Genomic DNA, 16,661 nt, shown 5'->3' on the forward strand with positions numbered 1-16,661 from the left:
GGTCTGGTCGACGACGTGATCGACCCGGCCGAGACCCGCGAGGTGCTGATCCGTTCGCTGGCGATGCTGCAGACCAAGCACGCCGACCTGCCGTCGCGCAAGCACGGCAACCCGCCCCAGTAACTGGGAGAACAGACGATGACGACACCTGACATCCGCGTCGAGAAGGGGCACGCCGAGCCGGAGGAGGTCGCCGCGATCGCGGCGATCCTCATGGCCCGTGCGGTCACCCCGCCGCCGGCCGAGCCGGCCCACCGGGGCCGGCCCCGGGCGGGCTGGCGCCGCCTGGAACGCGAACCAGGCTTCCGAGCCCCCCACAGCTGGCGCTAGCCAGAAGGGCCCCTCCCCACCCGGGAGGGGCCCTTCTGCAACCCCCAAAGGGGCGCGGGGAACTGCGCGACCAGCCCCATGCGACCCGCACCCGGCGTGCGAGAGGTCCCGGCACCCCGGTGGCCGCAAGGCCCGCCGCGCGACCCGGCGCTGCGAGGCACCGCCTGCGCCCACCCGTGCCGCCTCACCGGCACGACTGCCCGCAGGCGGGGCGCCCCAAAGGGGCGCGGGGAACTGCGCGACCAGCCCCATGCGACCCGCACCCGGCATACAACAGTCCCCGGCACCCCGGACGACCGCACGCAACAGCCCCCCGCGGCAGCGCGCCGTGGGGGGCTGGTGTGAGTGGGGGAGGGCTAGCGCAGGCGGGCCATCAGGGCGTGCTCCACGAGCGTGATCAGCGCGGACTTCGCATCGGCCCGATGCCGCGCGTCCGTCGTGATGATCGGGGTGTCAGGCCCGATCTGCAGCGCCTCCCGCACCTCGTCCGGCTGGTACGGCTGCTGTCCGTCGAAGCCGTTGAGAGCGATGACGAACGGCAGACCGGAGTTCTCGAAGTAGTCGACCGCCGGGAAGCAGTCGGCCAGACGCCGCGTGTCGACCAGCACGATCGCGCCGATGGCGCCGCGGACGAGGTCGTCCCACATGAACCAGAAACGGTCCTGGCCGGGTGTACCGAAGAGGTACAGGATCAGGTCCTGGTCCAGGGTGATGCGGCCGAAGTCCATGGCCACCGTGGTGGTGGTCTTGTCCCCGGTGTGGGTGAGGTCGTCGATGCCTGCCGAAGCAGACGTCATGACGGCCTCCGTGCGCAGCGGGTTGATCTCCGAAACGGCCCCGACGAACGTGGTCTTGCCCACGCCGAAGCCACCCGCCACCACGATCTTCGCCGAGGTGGTGGAGCGGGAAGGACCGCCGCTAGAGCTTGCGAAGTCCACTGAGCACCCTTTCGAGCAGTGTCACGTCTGGCTGGCCGCCGGCGCTCTCGTCGCCGCCGGGCTGATGGATGGCGACCAGTCCCGCCTCCGCCAAGTCGGCGACGAGGATCCTGGCCACGCCGAGAGGGATGGTCAGCAGGGCCGAGATCTCGGCCACCGACTTGATTTCCCGGCAGAGGTTGCAGATCCGCTGATGCTCGGGCAGCTGGCCCTGCATCTGGTGCGGCTGCGCGGTGGTGTGCACCAGCGCCTCGATGGCGAGCTGGTACCGCGGCCTGGTACGACCGCCCGTCATGGCGTACGGGCGCACCAGGGGATTGTTCGACGCCCCGGCGGGCGTCGGCTCGGGTGCCCGGCGCTGCGGCTGCACGGGCTGGATGCGCGGAGCCTGCGGCTGGTCGTACGGCGAAGGGCCGGGGCCCTGTGGCGCGTACGGCTGCCGGTGCTGTGGCGCGGAGGGGTAACCGTACCGGTTCTGGGAACCGTCGTTCTGACCCTGGGCAGGGCCGTACGACCAGTTACCCGCTGATGAACCGTCTGGGGGTGTTGCCACTTTCTCCTCCTCCGACTGTGCCTGGCACCCGTCACTGTGGAGCCGCGTCCCGAAACCTTACGGCCCCGGGACGCCATCACGCACCGTCCGCTTGTCAGTTGAGAAGGCTCCCCTGGAGCTCCGCTCGAAGGTCCGGCGTGAGGACCGTACCCGCTCGGTCGACCAGAAGGGCCATCTCGTAACCAATGAGACCGATGTCCGCCTCGGGATGTGCGAGAACGGCGAGGGACGAACCGTCGGAAATGGACATGATGAAGAGGAATCCCCGCTCCATCTCCACAACCGTCTGGTTCACGCTGCCGCCCTCGAAGATGCGGGAGGCGCCTGCCGTCAGAGACGTCAGACCGGAGGCGACGGCCGCGAGCTGATCGGCGCGGTCGCGGGGAAAGCCTTCGGACATCGCCAGAAGGAGTCCGTCGGCGGAGACCACCACCGTGTGGGACACCCCCGGGGTGTTGTCCACGAAGTTGGTGATCAACCAGTTCAGGTTCTGTGCCGCCTGGCTCATCGGGCTCACACTAACGCTCCTGGTTGTAGGTGCTGTCAGGACCGAAGCCCTGGCCGTTCGTTTCACTGCCTGCCGTGCGGCCCCGTTGGACACCGCGCCGCAGGTTGCTCAGCCTGCCCCGGACGTCCTCCGGGGCGCGGGAGACCTGCGGGCCTCCCTGGGGGGTGGTTTCGGCGGCTCCCTGGACCAGGTTGGCCTTCGGGACCCTCCGCGGCAGACCGGAGGAGGTCACTCCGCCTGCCTTGGGCTTCCGGAGCTGCGAGGCCTGCTGCCAGCGCTCGTCGTTCGCCGAGCGCCAGCCGCTGTCGCCGTTGCTCTCCGGGGTGGTGGCCGGCGGCTCCTGGTTCCCCTGGCCCGCGCCGCCCGGACCGCCCGCGCCGCTCGCGGTGGACCCGCGACGCGGAAGTCCGGCGTCGGTCAGCTCGTGGGCCTCGGAAGGAGCCGGTCCCGGACGGTCGAAGCCTACGCCGTCCTGCTCACGTACGTCAGCGGCCTGCGCGGATTCACCCTCCGGGGTCTGAGCAGGGTACTGGTCCGGGTAGCCGTTGCGGTAGCCGTCGTTCTGCGGCCAGTCGTCGTTCTGACGCCGGTCGCCGAAGCCCTGGAAGGAGCCGGTGGCGTCCGCGGGTGCCTGACCGCCCCGGTCCGGCTCGGCGTACGTGCCGTTCTGGTAGCCGCCGTTCGACGGGAAACCGTCGTTCTGCGGCAGGCCGCCGTTCGGCGCGTAGTAACCCTCGCCGTACGTCTGCTGCTGCTGTTCGCCGTACCCGGCCTGCTGTCCGTCGCCGTACGCCTGCTGGTCGTACCCGGCGCTCTGCTGGTCCTGGTAGCCGTTGTCGTAGCCCTGGCCGTCGTAGCCCTGGCCCTCGTCGTAACCCTGTGGGGCGGCGAACTCGTCCTGGTAGCCGGACGTCTCGGCGTCCTGCTGCTCGTTGCCGGCGGTCAACTCCCCCTGCTCCGGCTGCGGCTGTGACTCGAGGGCAGCCCGGCGCTCCTCGCGCATCAGGGAACGGCCGACCGGGTCCAGGTCGCGGATGTCGTCCGGGACCTCCGCGTAACGGCTGTCGTCGAAACCCAGCTCCGCGGCGGTGCGCATCGGCTCTTGGCCGAAGTTCTCACCGGGGTAGTTCTGCTCCGGAATGATCTGCGAGACGGTGAACTCGTCGCGGTCCACCGCCTGCTCGCCGCCACCACCGTGGGTGATCGCGTCCGGCAGCATGACCAGCGAGGTGGTCCCGGCCTGCTCGCCCGAGGGGCGCAGCTGGACGCGGATGCCGTGCCGGTCCGACAGCCGGCCGACCACGAACAGGCCCATGCGCTGCGAGATCGCGGCGTCCACGGTCGGCGGGTTGGCCAGCTTGTGGTTGATGTCCGCGAAGTCCTCGGCGGTGAGGCCGATGCCCTTGTCGTGGATCTCGATCATCACGCGGCCGTCGGGCAGACGGGTCGCGGTGACGCGCACCTTGGTCTGCGGCGAGGAGAACGTCGTGGCGTTCTCCAGGAGCTCGGCGAGCAGGTGCACGAGGTCGGTGACCGCGCGGCCGTGGATCTCGGCGTCCGGGACGCCGGACAGCTCGATGCGCTCGTACTGCTCCACCTCGGAGGAGGCGGCGCGCAGCACGTCGACCAGCGGGACCGGCTGGTCCCAGCGGCGGCCCGGCTCCTCGCCGGCGAGGACCAGGAGGTTCTCGCCGTTGCGGCGCATACGGGTCGCGAGGTGGTCCAGCCGGAAGAGGTTCTCCAGCTGGTCCGGGTCGGCCTCGTTGTTCTCCAGGTCGGTGATCAGGGTCAGCTGGCCCTCGATCAGCGACTGGTTGCGGCGCGACAGGTTGGTGAAGATCGCGTTGATGTTGCCCCGCAGCAGGGCCTGCTCGGCGGCGAGCCGGACGGCTTCGCGGTGGACCTGGTCGAAGGCGCGGGCGACCTCGCCGATCTCGTCCGTGGAGGTGATCGGGATCGGCGCGACCCTGGTGTCCACCCGGCCCGGGTCGGTACGGGAGAGCTGGTCGACCAGCATCGGCAGGCGCTGCTCGGCGATGCCGAAGGCGGCGTTGCGCAGCTGGCGCATGGACTTGCTCATCTGGCGGGCCACCATGCCGGCCAGGATGAACGCGGCGAGCAGCGCGAGCACGACAGCGGCGCCGGTGATGAGCGCGTCCCGCTGCGCGTCGTCGGCGATCCGCGAAGCCTCACTCACCGCGGCGTCGGCCAGACCCGATTCGATCTCGCGGTAGCCGTCGAACCTGAGGGTGTTCACCGCCCACCAGTTCTCGGGGGTGATGCCCTTCTCGGCGAGGTCGGCGCGCGCGGACTCGTCCGTGGTGGACAGGCGGCCGATCTCGGAGATCATCGTCTCCGGCTTGGCGGGCGGCGGGACGTAGTCCGGGTCCCGCTGGGCGGCGTCCTTGGACATCGCGACGCCTTCGGCCTGGAGGCGCGCGGTGACCTCCTCCAGCTTGGCGTTGTCCGCCTCGGTGCCGCCGCCCTTGTACTCGTCGAGAGCGATGTTCTCGAGGTAGGCGTACGACAGGAAGGCCACGCGCTGGCTGGCGAGCTGGCTGTCGGTCGGGCCCGGCTTCACCAGGAGGTGCATGCCGATGGAGCGCTCCAGCGACAGCGCGGACTTGGTCAGCGAGATCGCGTAGACCGTACGGCCGTAGCTGGTGACGTTGCCGGCGCCGAGGCTGAGTTCGTTGGCGAACTCCATCAGGGGGTGGGCGACGACGACGTAGCCCTCCTCCGTCTCCACGCCCTTGAGCTTGGAGGTGTAGGCGGCGGCACGCAGGTCGGCCAGCTTGGGTTCGGCATCGCGGAAGAGCTTGAGGCGGCGCTCCAGGCCGGGCTTGGCCGGCATGCTCTGCACGGCCTCGTCGAAGGCGTCGGCGGCCCGGTCGGTCGCGGCCCGCACCTTGGTGACGTCCGCGTCGTCCTGGCCCTTGCCGGTCAGCAGCGGCACCGCGCTGACGTCGCGCTCGTTGTAGAGGGCGTTGGCGTAGGTCAGGGACGCCTGCACCAGACGTGCGGTGTTCTCGGCGTCCTGGGCCTCGTTCCAGGTGTCGATCGAGCTCTTCACCTGGAAGCCGCCCATGACCAGGCCGACCAGCACGGGTATGAGCAGGATCGCGTTGAGCTTGGTGGTCACCCGCCAGTTCCGCGGGGACATGCGTCCCCCGCTCGACGCGGGCGCGGCCTTCGGCTCAGGACCGGGCACGGGGGCGGGCGCCGCTGTGCGCGGCGGCGGCGTGAAGTTGCCCCGGGCCGACGGCTCGGGACTGTTCTTGCTTCGCCTCACTCGACCAACAACCTCTCGGCGGTCGGCACCTTCGTCGTGCCGCAATGTCTCAGAGCCCGGCATGCCATCGACTACTGAGTACGTCTTTGACCCATGGGCAGTTCAGGCATTCCAGCATGCCGACCAGCGCTCTTCCAAACATGGAAAGGCGACGGTTCCGAGTGAGGTAAGCCCCAGATAAAACGGTCATAAAGAGCGAGCACCGCCAAATGACGGGGCCTCCATGCGCACAGCGGTACCGCGCGAACGCGTCGCGTGTCGGCCTCACCCGATTCCTCTGCCGAAACGTTATGAACACCGGGGCCGGCGGTGTCAAAGGACACAGCCGGCACCGGTACATCTACGACAACCGCAGTATGTCGCCTTCCGCGGGGCTCTACCTGAGTCGCGCCATGAGGGCGTGTTCGACCAGGGTGATCAGCGCACTCTTGGCGTCCGCGCGGTGGCGGGCGTCCGTGGTGATGATCGGGGCGTCCGGTCCGATCTGCAGCGCCTCGCGCACTTCCTCCGGCTGGTACGGCTGCTGTCCGTCGAAGCCGTTGAGGGCGACGACGAACGGCAGTCCGCTGTTCTCGAAGTAGTCGACCGCGGGGAAGCAGTCGGCGAGGCGGCGGGTGTCGACGAGGACGACGGCGCCGATGGCGCCGCGGACGAGGTCGTCCCACATGAACCAGAAGCGGTCCTGGCCGGGTGTACCGAAGAGGTACAGGATCAGGTCCTGGTCCAGGGTGATGCGGCCGAAGTCCATGGCCACCGTGGTGGTGGTCTTGTCCCCGGTGTGGGTGAGGTCGTCGATGCCTGCCGAAGCAGACGTCATGACGGCCTCCGTGCGCAGCGGGTTGATCTCCGAAACGGCCCCGACGAACGTGGTCTTGCCCACGCCGAAGCCACCCGCCACCACGATCTTCGCCGAGGTGGTGGAGCGGCTTTCGGAGACCGCCCCGCCGCTAGAGCTTGCGAAGTCCACTGAGCACCCTTTCGAGCAGTGTCACGTCCGGGGCGCCGGTCGTCTCGTCGCCGCCCGGCTGATGCACGGCGACGAGACCCGCCTCCGCCAAGTCGGCCACCAGGATCCGGGCGACACCCAGTGGCATGTTGAGCAGCGCCGATACCTCGGCGACCGACTTCACCTCACGGCACAGATGGCAGATGCGCTGGTGCTCGGGAAGGAGCCCCATGAGCGCTGCCGGATCGGCCGTCGTACTGATCAGAGCCTCGATGGCCAGTTGGTAGCGCGGCCTGGTCCGGCCGCCGGTCATCGCATACGGACGAACCAGCGGCTGGTCGCCCTCGTCCTCGTACGGCTCCGCGTACGGATCATGAGAGGCGGTGGGCGGGGTCATGAATCCTCCGGGCGGGACAGCAAGCGGTCAGTCAAGCCGTCTGAAGGGGCCGGTGGGGGGAATTGTGGCGGCCGGACGGTGATTTGGTGAGACGGGTGGTGCCGGGGCCGTTCAGTGGAGCAGACTTCCCTGTAGCTCGGCGCGCAGGTCCGGGGTGAGGACCGCCCCCGCGCGGTCGACCAGGAGCGCCATCTCGTAGCCGACGAGGCCGATGTCGCACTCGGGGTGCGCGAGCACCGCGAGGGACGAGCCGTCGGAGACGGACATGAGGAAGAGGAATCCCCGCTCCATCTCGACGACCGTCTGAGCGACGTTGCCGCCCTCGAAGATCCGCGAGGCGCCGGCCGTCAGGGAGGTCAGCCCCGAGGCGACGGCCGCGAGCTGGTCCGCGCGGTCGCGCGGGAAGCCCTCGGAAAGCGCCAGGAGGAGACCGTCGGCGGACACGACGACGGTGTGGGACACCCCAGGGGTGTTGTCCACGAAGTTGGTGATCAACCAGTTGAGGTTCTGTGCCGCCTGGCTCATCGGGCTCAACTAACGCTCCTGCTGGTGAGTGGGGTGCGGGAAGCTGCCGGTCTGTGAGGTCCCGGCCTGACGACCCTGTGCGATACCCCGACGGAGATTGGTCAGCCGGCCGCGCACGTCATCGGGGGCGCGCGAGACCTGAGGACCGCTCTGGTGGGACTGCTGCTGAGCTGTGCCCGGGACGAGGTTCGCCTTGGGCACCCGGCGCGGCAGGCCGGAGGTGGTGACGCCGCCCGCGGCCGGCTTGCGGACGCGTTCGGCCTGCTTGACGAGCTCGTCGTTGGGCGAGCTGCGCCAGGCGGCGTTGGACCGCTGCGGGCCGGTCGGGCCCTGCGGCTGCTGAGGGGACTGCTGGGGCTGCTGCAGGTGCTGTTGGTGCTGCTGTGGGGGCTGGTGGTGCTGGGGCGCCGCCGGAGCCGCGCCGCCCGCCTGTTCCTGGGCGCCGCCCTGGCCGCCCCGGAACCAGTTGGTCTCCAGCGTGTCGTACAACGGCGTACGGCCGTCGCCCGGGCCGGTCGCCGGCGGCAGGGCCCAGGCGTCGGACGCCTGGCGCTGCTCCTCGGGGCGCTGCTGCGGGGCCTGCGGGGCCTGCGGGGCCTGCGGGCGCGGGGCGCCGAAACCGCCGTCGGGCCGGCCGTTCGTCCCCGGGCGCTCGAACTGGCCCGTGGAGGACGGGTCACCGGCGTTGCCGCGGTCCGGCAGGGCGTACTGGCCGGTCGAGCCGTTGTCCTGGCCCGGAGCCTGGTACTGGCCGGCGGCACCGTTGTCGTAGCCCTGCACGGCGGGGAACTGACCCGTGGCGGACGGGTTCTGGGCGCCGGGACGGCCCTGCTGGCCGCCACCGAAGATGTCACCGCGGACGAACTGGCCCGTGGCGTGGGCGCCGTTCGGGCCCGGCTGGGCGTACTGGCCCGGGTTCTGGCCGTTCGCCGGACCGTGCGCGGGAGCCGGGGGGTTGTGCTGCTGCTCGTCGAACCGGGGGATCTCCGCCGTCGCGCCGGGACCCTGGTGGTCGTCGAAGCGAGGCATCGAGGCGGTGCGGGAGACGTCCGGCTCCTCGTGGCCGCGCGGGGCGTCCATCGAGGCGCGCGGCACCGGCGGCTGGGCGTTCTCGTCGCTCCAGCTGGGCACGCGCTGCTGCTGGTCACCGCCGGGCAGTTCCGGACGGGCACCGCCGCGCGGCGGGAGCTGGGGACGACGGCCGCGCTCGGCGGGGGCGTTGCCCCGTTGCGGGGGCACCTGGCCCCGGGCGCCGCCGAAGGCGTCCTGGCCCTGGTTACCGCCCTGGCCCGAGGCCTGCGGGGCACCGGGACCCTGGGCGCCGAAGGCACCCGCGCCGGCCGGCGCGGGACGTCCCTGCGGCGGGGCGGAGGGAGCGCCCTGGTCGAACAGCGAGGGCGTCTGGTTGCCCGGACCCTGCGGTCCCCGGGCACCGGGCCGGCCTCCGCCGTCCCGCCCCGGCAGCGCGGCCCGCGGGCCCTGTCCGGATCCGAGGCGGCCGCCGGGCGCACCGGCGCCGAGGGCACCGCCGCCGGACTGACCGGCTCCGGCGGAGCGCCGGGCCGCGGCGGCACCGGCGGCGGCCTGCGCGGCGGCCGGACCGCCGGCGCCGGGCTGACCGGGCTTGCCCTGAGGCTTCTTGCCGCCCTGGGCGACGTCGACGGGCAGCATGACCAGCGCGGTCGTACCACCGGAGTCGGACGGGCGGAGCTGGATGCGGATGCCGTGGCGCTGGGACAGCCGGCCGACCACGAACAGACCCATGCGGCGGGAGACGGAGACGTCCACGGTGGGCGGCGAGGCGAGCCGCTCGTTGATCGCCGCGAGGTCCTCGGGGGAGAGGCCGATACCGGTGTCGTGGATCTCGATCAGCACCCGGCCGTCGGGCAGGGCGTGACCGGTGACCTTGACCTTGGTCTGCGGGGAGGAGAACGAGGTCGCGTTCTCCAGCAGCTCGGCGAGCAGGTGCACGAGGTCGTTGACGACCCGGCCGGCCACTTCGGTGCTCGGCACCGCGGCCAGCTCGATGCGCTCGTACTGCTCCACCTCGGACGCGGCGGCACGGAGCACGTCGACCAGCGGGACCGGACGGGTCCACCGGCGGCCGGGCTCCTCACCCGCGAGGACGAGGAGGTTCTCACCGTTACGGCGCATACGCGTGGCGAGGTGGTCCAGCTTGAACAGCGAGGACAGCTGGTCCGGGTCGGCCTCGCGGGACTCCAGCTCGGAGATCAGCGACAGCTGACGCTGGATGAGACCCTGCGACCGGCGCGAGAGGTTGGTGAACATCGCGTTGACGTTGCCCCGCAGCAGGGCCTGCTCGGCGGCGAGGCGGACCGCCTCGCGGTGCACGTCGTCGAACGCCGCGGCCACACGGCCGATCTCGTCCCGGGAGTGCACACCGACCGACTCCACGGACGTGTCGACGTCCTGCGGGTCGGACTCGGAGAGCTGCTTGACCAGGTCGGGCAGGCGTTCCTGGGCGACCCGGGTGGCGGTGTCCTCCAGGCGGCGCAGCGAGCGGATCATGGAGCGGGCCACGACGAAGGCGCCGACCAGGGACACACCGAGCACGATGAGGATCAGGGCACCGGAGACGATCGCGTCGCGCTCGGTGGCGCTGCGCAGCTCACGGGCCTTCTGCTCCATGTCCTCGAGCAGCTGGTGCTCGATGTTCTTCATCTGCTGGATCTTGGTGGAGCTGTCGTCCAGCCAGTCACGGTAGGAGCGCGCGCCGACCGACGCGAGGCCGTACTGCGAGGCCAGCGCGCGGCCTGCGTACTCGTCGGTCGACTTGATCGTGGGGTTGCCCTCTTCGATGGGCAGCAGCAGCTCGGCGGCCAGTTCCTCGCCGTAGATGCTCTTGAAGCTGCGGAGCTCGGACTTCTGGCTCGTCAGGGCCGATTCCGCGTACAGCCGGTCGTTCTCGTTCAGCTTGCCCTTGGTGGTGTTGCTGGCGGGCAGCGCCGCGGCGAGGACGGCGCGCTGGACCGACGCGTACTCCTTGGCGGAGGAGAAGGACGCCAGGGCACGCGTGCGCTGGATCATGTCGGGGTTGCTGGTCGCCTCCGCCATGTCCTGCGAGAGGTCGATCAGGTTCTCGATCAGGCGGTGGTAGCCCTCGACGGTCTGGGTCGAGTTGTTCTCCGTCTTGAAGGCCGTGTTGCGGATCTTCTCGAGCTCGCCGAGGTCACCGGCGATCTGCACCAGGTTGTCGCGGACGCCCTTGAGGTTGCCGTCCTTGCTCGCGGCGTCGATCTCCTCGGAGCTGTCGAGGAAGTTCGACTTGGCGCGGTCGGTCTTCTCCCGGTAGCCCTTGACCGAGAAGTCCGTGCCCTTGCCGCCGTGCGCGAGCGGACCGGCCGACTGGTCGCGCTCCTCCTGGAGCGCGTGCGCCAGTTCGGTGGCCTGCTTGGTCATGTCCGTCAGCAGCTTCATGTTGTCGAGCTGCTGGATGTCGTCCATCGACTGCTGGATACGCAGCGCGCCGAGCGAGGTGGCCGCGACCACCGGCAGCGCGAGCAGCGACACCAGACGGGTCGAGATGCGCCAGTTGCGCAGGGCTATTCGCGAACCCGGGCCGGTCGACTCGGCGGGGGCGGCCGGCGGAGTCGGCGGTGCGGGCGGCGCGCCCGCGCCGGGGCGCTCGCCGCCGTTGCCGGGCGTGGTCGAACCCTGGCTCTGGGCGTGCTGGGGCGAGGAGCTGACGGCCTTGGGGCCAGTCCCGCCCTGCGGCTCCGGCTCCGCCGAAGCGCTGCCATCCCTCTTGAAACGTCCCTGCACTAGCGTCGCAACCTCTGAACCAGGCGCCCCTCCGCGTGAACGGCGAGGCACGGTGTCGGCGTCATAGGGGCGCCCTGAATACGCCCCCGTGGTGGTCGTGATGATCCGGCGCCGGTCCCCCATCTCGCCGCCACTCGGCGCGTGGTCGCGCCCCCTGTGCGCCGGCTCGATCCCTGCGGCGGTCCGTGAGATTCCAGCACAGTGCAGGATCTCCAACAAGGCCCGTGGGCTTACCCGTGACATACGTGACACCCGGTGAGTGACGGATCACCGGGGGTAGAAAAGGATCTTGTCCATATCGGGCGAAACGGCGCGGATCGGCGGGGCGGTGCGGGTGTCCCAGTCGGCATGATCAGGAGCGGAATGGTCGCTTCAGGGGGTCAATGTCCGATTCCGGTCAGCCCGGGACGGGTCCGCATTGCCTGAATTGTTCCTCACTTCGTGAGGAAACTCACATCGAGATCACGGGATCCGCACCCGGGTCGCCGGGAATTCAATGTTTAGCCTGACGCTTTACAGGGATGGCAGAACTGACAACCCGCACCCGCGCGAGATCCTCCGGACCCCGCCGGGCGCCCGTGCACAGGACAGGGTCAAGTAAACAGTGAAGACGACGACGATGTTCCACAAGATCGCCAACCCGCGGCGCACGACGCTGGCGCACCTCGGCGGTGCCGACGAACTGCAGACGCCGGAACAGCGGGAGCATTCCGTCGAACTCCCCACCCAGACTGCCAACCCCAAGCGCACCGTCCTCATGGAGATCCCGGTCGCGGCCGACGCCGCGCACTGACACCGGTCCATACGCGCGACGGCCGCGAAACGCTCAACGCGCACCGCGCGACCACGAGGGGCGCCCCACCACGGACGGTGGGGCGCCCCTCGTCGGTGCGTCGGGCCGGGACCCCTGCGCGTTAGCCTGGAGCGTCAGACTCCAGCCGCTTCAGTCAAGGGGACCAGCATCCCGTGCGCATCGCCAGATTCTCCATCGACGGGAACGTCGCCTTCGGCGCGGTCGAGGGCGAGAAGCAGGACGAGCTCGTCCTGGACATCATCAAGGGCATCCCGTTCGCGGACTTCGAGCTCTCCGGCACCAAGGTCCCGGTGAGCAAGGTCAGGCTGCTGCCCCCGGTGCTCCCGAACAAGGTGGTGGCCTTCGGCCGCAACTACGCCGAGCACGCGAAGGAGATGGGCAACGAGGTGCCCGACGCCCCCTTCGCCTTCTTCAAGCCCGCCACCTCGGTCATCGGCCCCGGCGACGAGATCCAGTACCCCTCCTTCTCCCAGGACGTGCACCACGAGGCCGAGCTCGCCGTGGTCATCGGCCGGCTGTGCCGCGAGGTCCCGCGCGAGCGCGTCAAGGACGTGATCTTCGGCTACACCTGCGCCAACGACATCACCGCGCGCGACGTCCAGAAGCGTGAGAAGCAGTGGGCCCGGGCCAAGGGCTTCGACACCTCCTGCCCGCTCGGCCCCTGGGTGGAGACCGAACTGGACCCGAACGACCTGACGATCCAGCTCACGGTCAACGGCGGCCAGCGCCAGCTCGGCCGCACCAGCGAGATGATCCACTCCATCGAGGACCTGATCGTCAACATCTCCGAGGCCATGACGCTGCTCCCGGGCGACGTCATCCTCACGGGCACCCCGGCTGGGGTCGGCCCCCTGCACGTCGGCGACGAGGTCGCCGTCACCATCGAAGGCATCGGCACTCTCACCAACAAGGTTGTCAAGCGTGGCTAGCGCATCCGGCTCCTCCGTACGCGTCCGTTTCTGCCCGTCGCCCACCGGTAACCCCCACGTGGGCCTGGTCCGCACCGCCCTGTTCAACTGGGCGTTCGCCAAGCACCACGGCGGCACCCTGGTCTTCCGCATCGAGGACACCGACGCGGCCCGCGACTCCGAGGAGTCCTACAACCAGCTGCTCGACTCCATGCGCTGGCTGGGCTTCGACTGGGACGAGGGCCCCGAGGTCGGCGGCCCGCATGCGCCGTACCGCCAGTCGCAGCGGATGGACATCTACCAGGACGTCGCGGCCAAGCTCCTCGACGCCGGCCACGCCTACCACTGCTACTGCTCCCAGGAGGAGCTGGACACCCGCCGCGAGGCCGCCCGCGCCGCCGGCAAGCCGTCCGGCTATGACGGCCACTGCCGCGAGCTCGCGCCCGCGCAGGTCGAGGAGTACAAGGCGCAGGGCCGCGAGCCGATCGTCCGCTTCCGGATGCCCGACGAGCCGATCACCTTCACCGACCTGGTCCGCGGCGAGATCACCTACCAGCCGGAGAACGTCCCGGACTACGGCATCGTGCGCGCCAACGGCGCCCCGCTGTACACCCTGGTCAACCCGGTCGACGACGCCCTGATGGAGATCACCCACGTCCTGCGCGGCGAGGACCTGCTCTCCTCCACCCCGCGCCAGATCGCCCTGTACCGGGCGCTGATCGAGCTGGGCGTCGCCAAGGAGATCCCCGCCTTCGGCCACCTCCCGTACGTGATGGGCGAGGGCAACAAGAAGCTCTCCAAGCGCGACCCGCAGTCCTCGCTCAACCTCTACCGCGAGCGCGGCTTCCTGCCCGAGGGCCTGCTCAACTACCTCTCGCTGCTGGGCTGGTCGCTCTCCGCCGACCAGGACGTCTTCTCGGTCGAGGAGATGGTCGCGGCCTTCGACGTCAGCGACGTCAACCCCAACCCGGCGCGCTTCGACCTGAAGAAGTGCGAGGCGATCAACGCCGACCACATCCGCATGCTCGACGTGAAGGACTTCACCGAGCGCTGCGCCCCGTGGCTGAAGGCCCCGTTCGCGCCCTGGGCGCCCGAGGCCTTCGACGAGGCCAAGTGGCAGGCGATCGCCCCGCACGCGCAGACGCGCCTCAAGGTCCTCTCCGAGATCACGGACAACGTCGACTTCCTGTTCCTGTCCGAGCCGGTCTCCGACGAGGCGTCCTGGAACAAGGCGATGAAGGAGGGCTCCGACGCCCTGCTGCGCACCGCGCGGGAGAAGCTGGAGGCCGCCGACTGGACCTCCGCCGAGTCGCTGAAGGAGGCCGTCCTGGCCGCCGGTGAGGCCCACGGCCTCAAGCTCGGCAAGGCCCAGGCCCCGGTCCGCGTCGCGGTCACCGGCCGCACCGTCGGCCTGCCTCTCTTCGAGTCCCTCGAGGTCCTGGGCAAGGAGACGACGCTGGCCCGCATCGACGCGGCCCTGGTGAAGCTCGCCGGCTGAGGGCCGTCCGCCGCCGAGGGGCGGCGCCCGGATGCGTACGGGCGCCGCCCCTCGCCGTTGCCGGGTACCGTCGGTGCCATGGACATCGTCGGTGCCATGGACATCCGAGCGGTCGTCTGGGACGTCGACGACACGCTGTTCGACTACACCTCCGCGGACCGGGAGGGCATGCGCGCCCATCTGGTGACCGAGGGGCTGCTCGCGGGACACGGGTCCGTGGAGGAGGCGCTGGCGCGCTGGCGTGAGATCACCGATCAGCAGTGGGCGCGGTTCGCCGCCGGCGAGGTGGACTTCGAGACCCAGCGGCGCGACCGCACCCGGGCGTTCCTGGGGCGCGAGCTGACCGACGCCGAGGCGGACGCCTGGTTCGACCGCTACCTGGTCCACTACGAGTCCGCCTGGAGCCTCTTCCCGGACGTGCTGCCCGTGCTGGACGCCCTCGCGGAGAGCCACCGGCACGCCGTGCTCTCCAACTCCAGCCTGCACGTGCAGGACCGCAAGCTGCGCGTGCTCGGGGTGCACGACCGCTTCGAGGCCGTCCTGTGCGCCGCCGAGCTGGGCGTCTCCAAGCCGGAGCCCGCCGCCTTCCTGGCCGCCTGCGAGGCGCTCGCGCTGCCCCCGCGGCACGTCGCGTACGTCGGGGACCACCCGGAGATCGACGGCCGGGGTGCCGCCGAGGCCGGGCTGCTGTCGGTGTGGATCGACCGCGCCGACGCCCACGCGACGGTGGAACCGCCCGTGGGTCCGCGGCGGATCGCCTCCCTCTCCGAACTCCCGTCGCTGCTGCGCGCCGATACTCGTTTTGGAGCCCCGTCCACCTTCAGGTAATGTTCTTCCTGCGCCGCGGGGAGCGGGCCGGAAGGCCGGAGCCCCGAAGCGCAGAACTAGAACAAGATCCCCTCAGGGGCTTGCGTTCCAGTGGCCTATGGTGTAATTGGCAGCACGACTGATTCTGGTTCAGTTAGTCTTGGTTCGAGTCCAGGTAGGCCAGCTCGCAGAGCTCATCTGCACCCGCGGATCTCATCCGCAAGCCCCCGTTGTGTAGCGGCCTAGCACGCTGCCCTCTCAAGGCAGTAGCGCCGGTTCGAATCCGGTCGGGGGTACAGATCCTTCCCGCGAGGACAGTCAGGGTAGCTCCCGCTGACCTCGACGCAGGATCGCTAGGGCCCCCGTTGTGTAGCGGCCTAGCACGCCGCCCTCTCAAGGCGGTAGCGCCGGTTCGAATCCGGTCGGGGGTACTGACTGGTCTAAACCATCATTGGTCTATGGTGTAATTGGCAGCACGACTGATTCTGGTTCAGTTAGTCTTGGTTCGAGTCCAGGTAGACCAGCAGGATCTGCGGAAACGCATGATCCACGCCCCCGTTGTGTAGCGGCCTAGCACGCCGCCCTCTCAAGGCGGTAGCGCCGGTTCGAATCCGGTCGGGGGTACACCGGCGAAAGCCCTCCACCTCGGTGGGGGGCTTTCGTGCTGTCGGTCACTCGATGCCGTACCGCCGGGCCGACTCCTCCTCCTGCGCCAGCCGGTGCAGGGCGCTCAGCACCGGCTCGAACAGCACTGCCGAGGCCACGGCCACCTCCACCTGTTCCTTGAGCGTGTCGTACGTCTCCATGAAGTCGAGCTGCCGGGACGCCACCTGGTGCATCTGCCGCGCGTACGGCTCCATCAGTTCCGCGTCCCACGGGTAACCGAGCCGCCGCAGGGTGGCCACCGCCACCACCAGCGAGCGGTGCACGGGGGAGAGGGAGGCCATCTCCCGCGAGGTCTCCCAGCCCAGCGACTCCAGCAGACGGTCCACCTCGGCGCGGGCCGCCACCACGTCCGGGTCCTCCTCGTCCGGCTCCGGGTCCTGCGGCAGCGCCCACAGCGCCGCTCCCAGCCGGATCGTGCGGCCGAGGGATTCGTCGTCGACGTGGCTCAGCACCTCGCGGGCCTTGGCGACCGGGACACCTCCCACCTGGATCAGGGCGCGCACCAGCCGCAGCCGGCGCAGGTGCTCCTCGTCGTACTCCGCCGTGGTCGCGTTGACGCGGCGGCCGGACGGCAGCAGTCCTTCCCGCAGGTAGTACTTGATCGTCGCGGTGGACACACCGCTGCGTTCGCTCAGTTCAGCCAGCCGCACCTCTTGCGCCTTTCTTGGGATAGCGAGACTATCCAAGTGCTCCCCT

The 16,661-nt window shown here is 70.2% G+C and carries 15 protein-coding genes and 5 tRNA genes; 11 read left to right on the plus strand and 9 right to left on the minus strand.

Features of this window, described 5'->3' with window-relative positions; translation table 11 throughout:
- Together ACIF8S_RS29750 and ACIF8S_RS29755 are read left to right on the plus strand one after the other, a co-directional pair.
- Positions 1–123, plus strand: a 123-nt coding sequence (locus ACIF8S_RS29750) for a carboxyl transferase domain-containing protein (protein WP_400003379.1), incomplete at its 5' end; no start/stop codon positions are given.
- 15 nt (positions 124–138) lie between these two features.
- Complete coding sequence (locus ACIF8S_RS29755) at positions 139–330, plus strand: acyl-CoA carboxylase subunit epsilon (RefSeq protein WP_400003253.1); 192 nt, start codon at positions 139–141, stop codon at positions 328–330.
- Positions 331–686: 356 nt separating this feature from the next.
- Here the strand turns inward: ACIF8S_RS29755 and ACIF8S_RS29760 are convergent, their stop codons facing one another.
- From ACIF8S_RS29760 to ACIF8S_RS29795, 8 genes are all read right to left on the minus strand, one after another.
- Positions 687–1,268, minus strand: coding sequence for an ATP/GTP-binding protein (locus ACIF8S_RS29760; protein ID WP_030216560.1), 582 nt, complete (start codon positions 1,266–1,268; stop codon positions 687–689).
- Complete coding sequence (locus ACIF8S_RS29765; protein WP_024888674.1) at positions 1,249–1,821, minus strand: DUF742 domain-containing protein; 573 nt, start codon at positions 1,819–1,821, stop codon at positions 1,249–1,251. Before ACIF8S_RS29765 ends, ACIF8S_RS29760 begins: the two co-directional genes overlap by 20 nt.
- A gap of 94 nt (positions 1,822–1,915) precedes the next feature.
- Positions 1,916–2,329 carry a roadblock/LC7 domain-containing protein gene (locus tag ACIF8S_RS29770; protein WP_004983065.1) on the minus strand — a complete coding sequence of 138 codons (414 nt, stop codon included), beginning with the start codon at positions 2,327–2,329 and terminating at the stop codon, positions 1,916–1,918.
- 10 nt (positions 2,330–2,339) lie between these two features.
- Positions 2,340–5,621, minus strand: a complete 3,282-nt coding sequence (locus ACIF8S_RS29775) for a nitrate- and nitrite sensing domain-containing protein (protein ID WP_400003255.1) — start codon at positions 5,619–5,621, stop codon at positions 2,340–2,342.
- 376 nt (positions 5,622–5,997) lie between these two features.
- Positions 5,998–6,588, minus strand: a complete 591-nt coding sequence (locus ACIF8S_RS29780) for an ATP/GTP-binding protein (RefSeq protein WP_145829948.1) — start codon at positions 6,586–6,588, stop codon at positions 5,998–6,000.
- Complete coding sequence (locus tag ACIF8S_RS29785; protein ID WP_004924977.1) at positions 6,569–6,964, minus strand: DUF742 domain-containing protein; 396 nt, start codon at positions 6,962–6,964, stop codon at positions 6,569–6,571. Before ACIF8S_RS29785 ends, ACIF8S_RS29780 begins: the two co-directional genes overlap by 20 nt.
- Positions 6,965–7,075: 111 nt before the next feature.
- Positions 7,076–7,489 (minus strand): roadblock/LC7 domain-containing protein, encoded by a 414-nt coding sequence (locus ACIF8S_RS29790; protein WP_004983056.1) that lies wholly within the window; start codon positions 7,487–7,489, stop codon positions 7,076–7,078.
- Between the two features lie 9 nt (positions 7,490–7,498).
- Positions 7,499–11,272 (minus strand): nitrate- and nitrite sensing domain-containing protein, encoded by a 3,774-nt coding sequence (locus ACIF8S_RS29795; RefSeq protein ID WP_400003258.1) that lies wholly within the window; start codon positions 11,270–11,272, stop codon positions 7,499–7,501.
- Positions 11,273–11,876: 604 nt separating this feature from the next.
- Here ACIF8S_RS29795 and ACIF8S_RS29800 point away from each other — a divergent pair.
- The 9 genes from ACIF8S_RS29800 (at position 11,877) to ACIF8S_RS29840 (ending at position 15,923) form a co-directional block, all read left to right on the plus strand.
- Positions 11,877–12,065: a hypothetical protein gene (locus tag ACIF8S_RS29800; protein WP_400003399.1), complete on the plus strand. Its 189-nt coding sequence runs from the start codon at positions 11,877–11,879 to the stop codon at positions 12,063–12,065.
- Between the two features lie 173 nt (positions 12,066–12,238).
- Positions 12,239–13,015, plus strand: coding sequence for a fumarylacetoacetate hydrolase family protein (locus ACIF8S_RS29805; protein ID WP_349791934.1), 777 nt, complete (start codon positions 12,239–12,241; stop codon positions 13,013–13,015).
- Positions 13,008–14,492 carry a glutamate--tRNA ligase gene (gene gltX / locus ACIF8S_RS29810; protein ID WP_400003260.1) on the plus strand — a complete coding sequence of 495 codons (1,485 nt, stop codon included), beginning with the start codon at positions 13,008–13,010 and terminating at the stop codon, positions 14,490–14,492. Before ACIF8S_RS29805 ends, gltX begins: the two co-directional genes overlap by 8 nt.
- Before the next feature lie 96 nt (positions 14,493–14,588).
- Entirely contained in the window at positions 14,589–15,320 is a 732-nt protein-coding gene (locus ACIF8S_RS29815; protein WP_400003380.1) for an HAD family hydrolase, read from the plus strand.
- A gap of 91 nt (positions 15,321–15,411) precedes the next feature.
- Positions 15,412–15,483: transfer RNA gene (locus ACIF8S_RS29820), tRNA-Gln, on the plus strand.
- Positions 15,484–15,522: 39 nt separating this feature from the next.
- Positions 15,523–15,595, plus strand: a tRNA-Glu gene (locus tag ACIF8S_RS29825).
- Positions 15,596–15,657: 62 nt separating this feature from the next.
- Positions 15,658–15,730 (plus strand) — tRNA-Glu (locus tag ACIF8S_RS29830).
- Between the two features lie 21 nt (positions 15,731–15,751).
- A tRNA-Gln gene (locus tag ACIF8S_RS29835) sits at positions 15,752–15,823 on the plus strand.
- Between the two features lie 27 nt (positions 15,824–15,850).
- Positions 15,851–15,923, plus strand: a tRNA-Glu gene (locus ACIF8S_RS29840).
- A 47-nt stretch (positions 15,924–15,970) separates the two neighbouring features.
- On the opposite strand, the gene ACIF8S_RS29845 is transcribed toward ACIF8S_RS29840, so the two are convergent.
- Positions 15,971–16,615: a MerR family transcriptional regulator gene (locus ACIF8S_RS29845; RefSeq protein WP_400003262.1), complete on the minus strand. Its 645-nt coding sequence runs from the start codon at positions 16,613–16,615 to the stop codon at positions 15,971–15,973.
- Between the last annotated feature and the right edge of the window lie 46 nt (positions 16,616–16,661).

Source organism: Streptomyces sp. NPDC085937, assembly GCF_044540535.1.
Lineage (GTDB): Bacteria > Actinomycetota > Actinomycetes > Streptomycetales > Streptomycetaceae > Streptomyces.

Coding starts and splice junctions, on each gene's coding strand:
- ACIF8S_RS29755 (WP_400003253.1), top strand. CDS start 139: ATGACGACACCTGACATCCGCGTCGAGAAGGGGCACGCCGAGCCGGAG.
- ACIF8S_RS29770 (WP_004983065.1), bottom strand. CDS start 2,329: ATGAGCCAGGCGGCACAGAACCTGAACTGGTTGATCACCAACTTCGTG.
- ACIF8S_RS29785 (WP_004924977.1), bottom strand. CDS start 6,964: ATGACCCCGCCCACCGCCTCTCATGATCCGTACGCGGAGCCGTACGAG.
- ACIF8S_RS29790 (WP_004983056.1), bottom strand. CDS start 7,489: ATGAGCCAGGCGGCACAGAACCTCAACTGGTTGATCACCAACTTCGTG.
- ACIF8S_RS29815 (WP_400003380.1), top strand. CDS start 14,589: ATGGACATCCGAGCGGTCGTCTGGGACGTCGACGACACGCTGTTCGAC.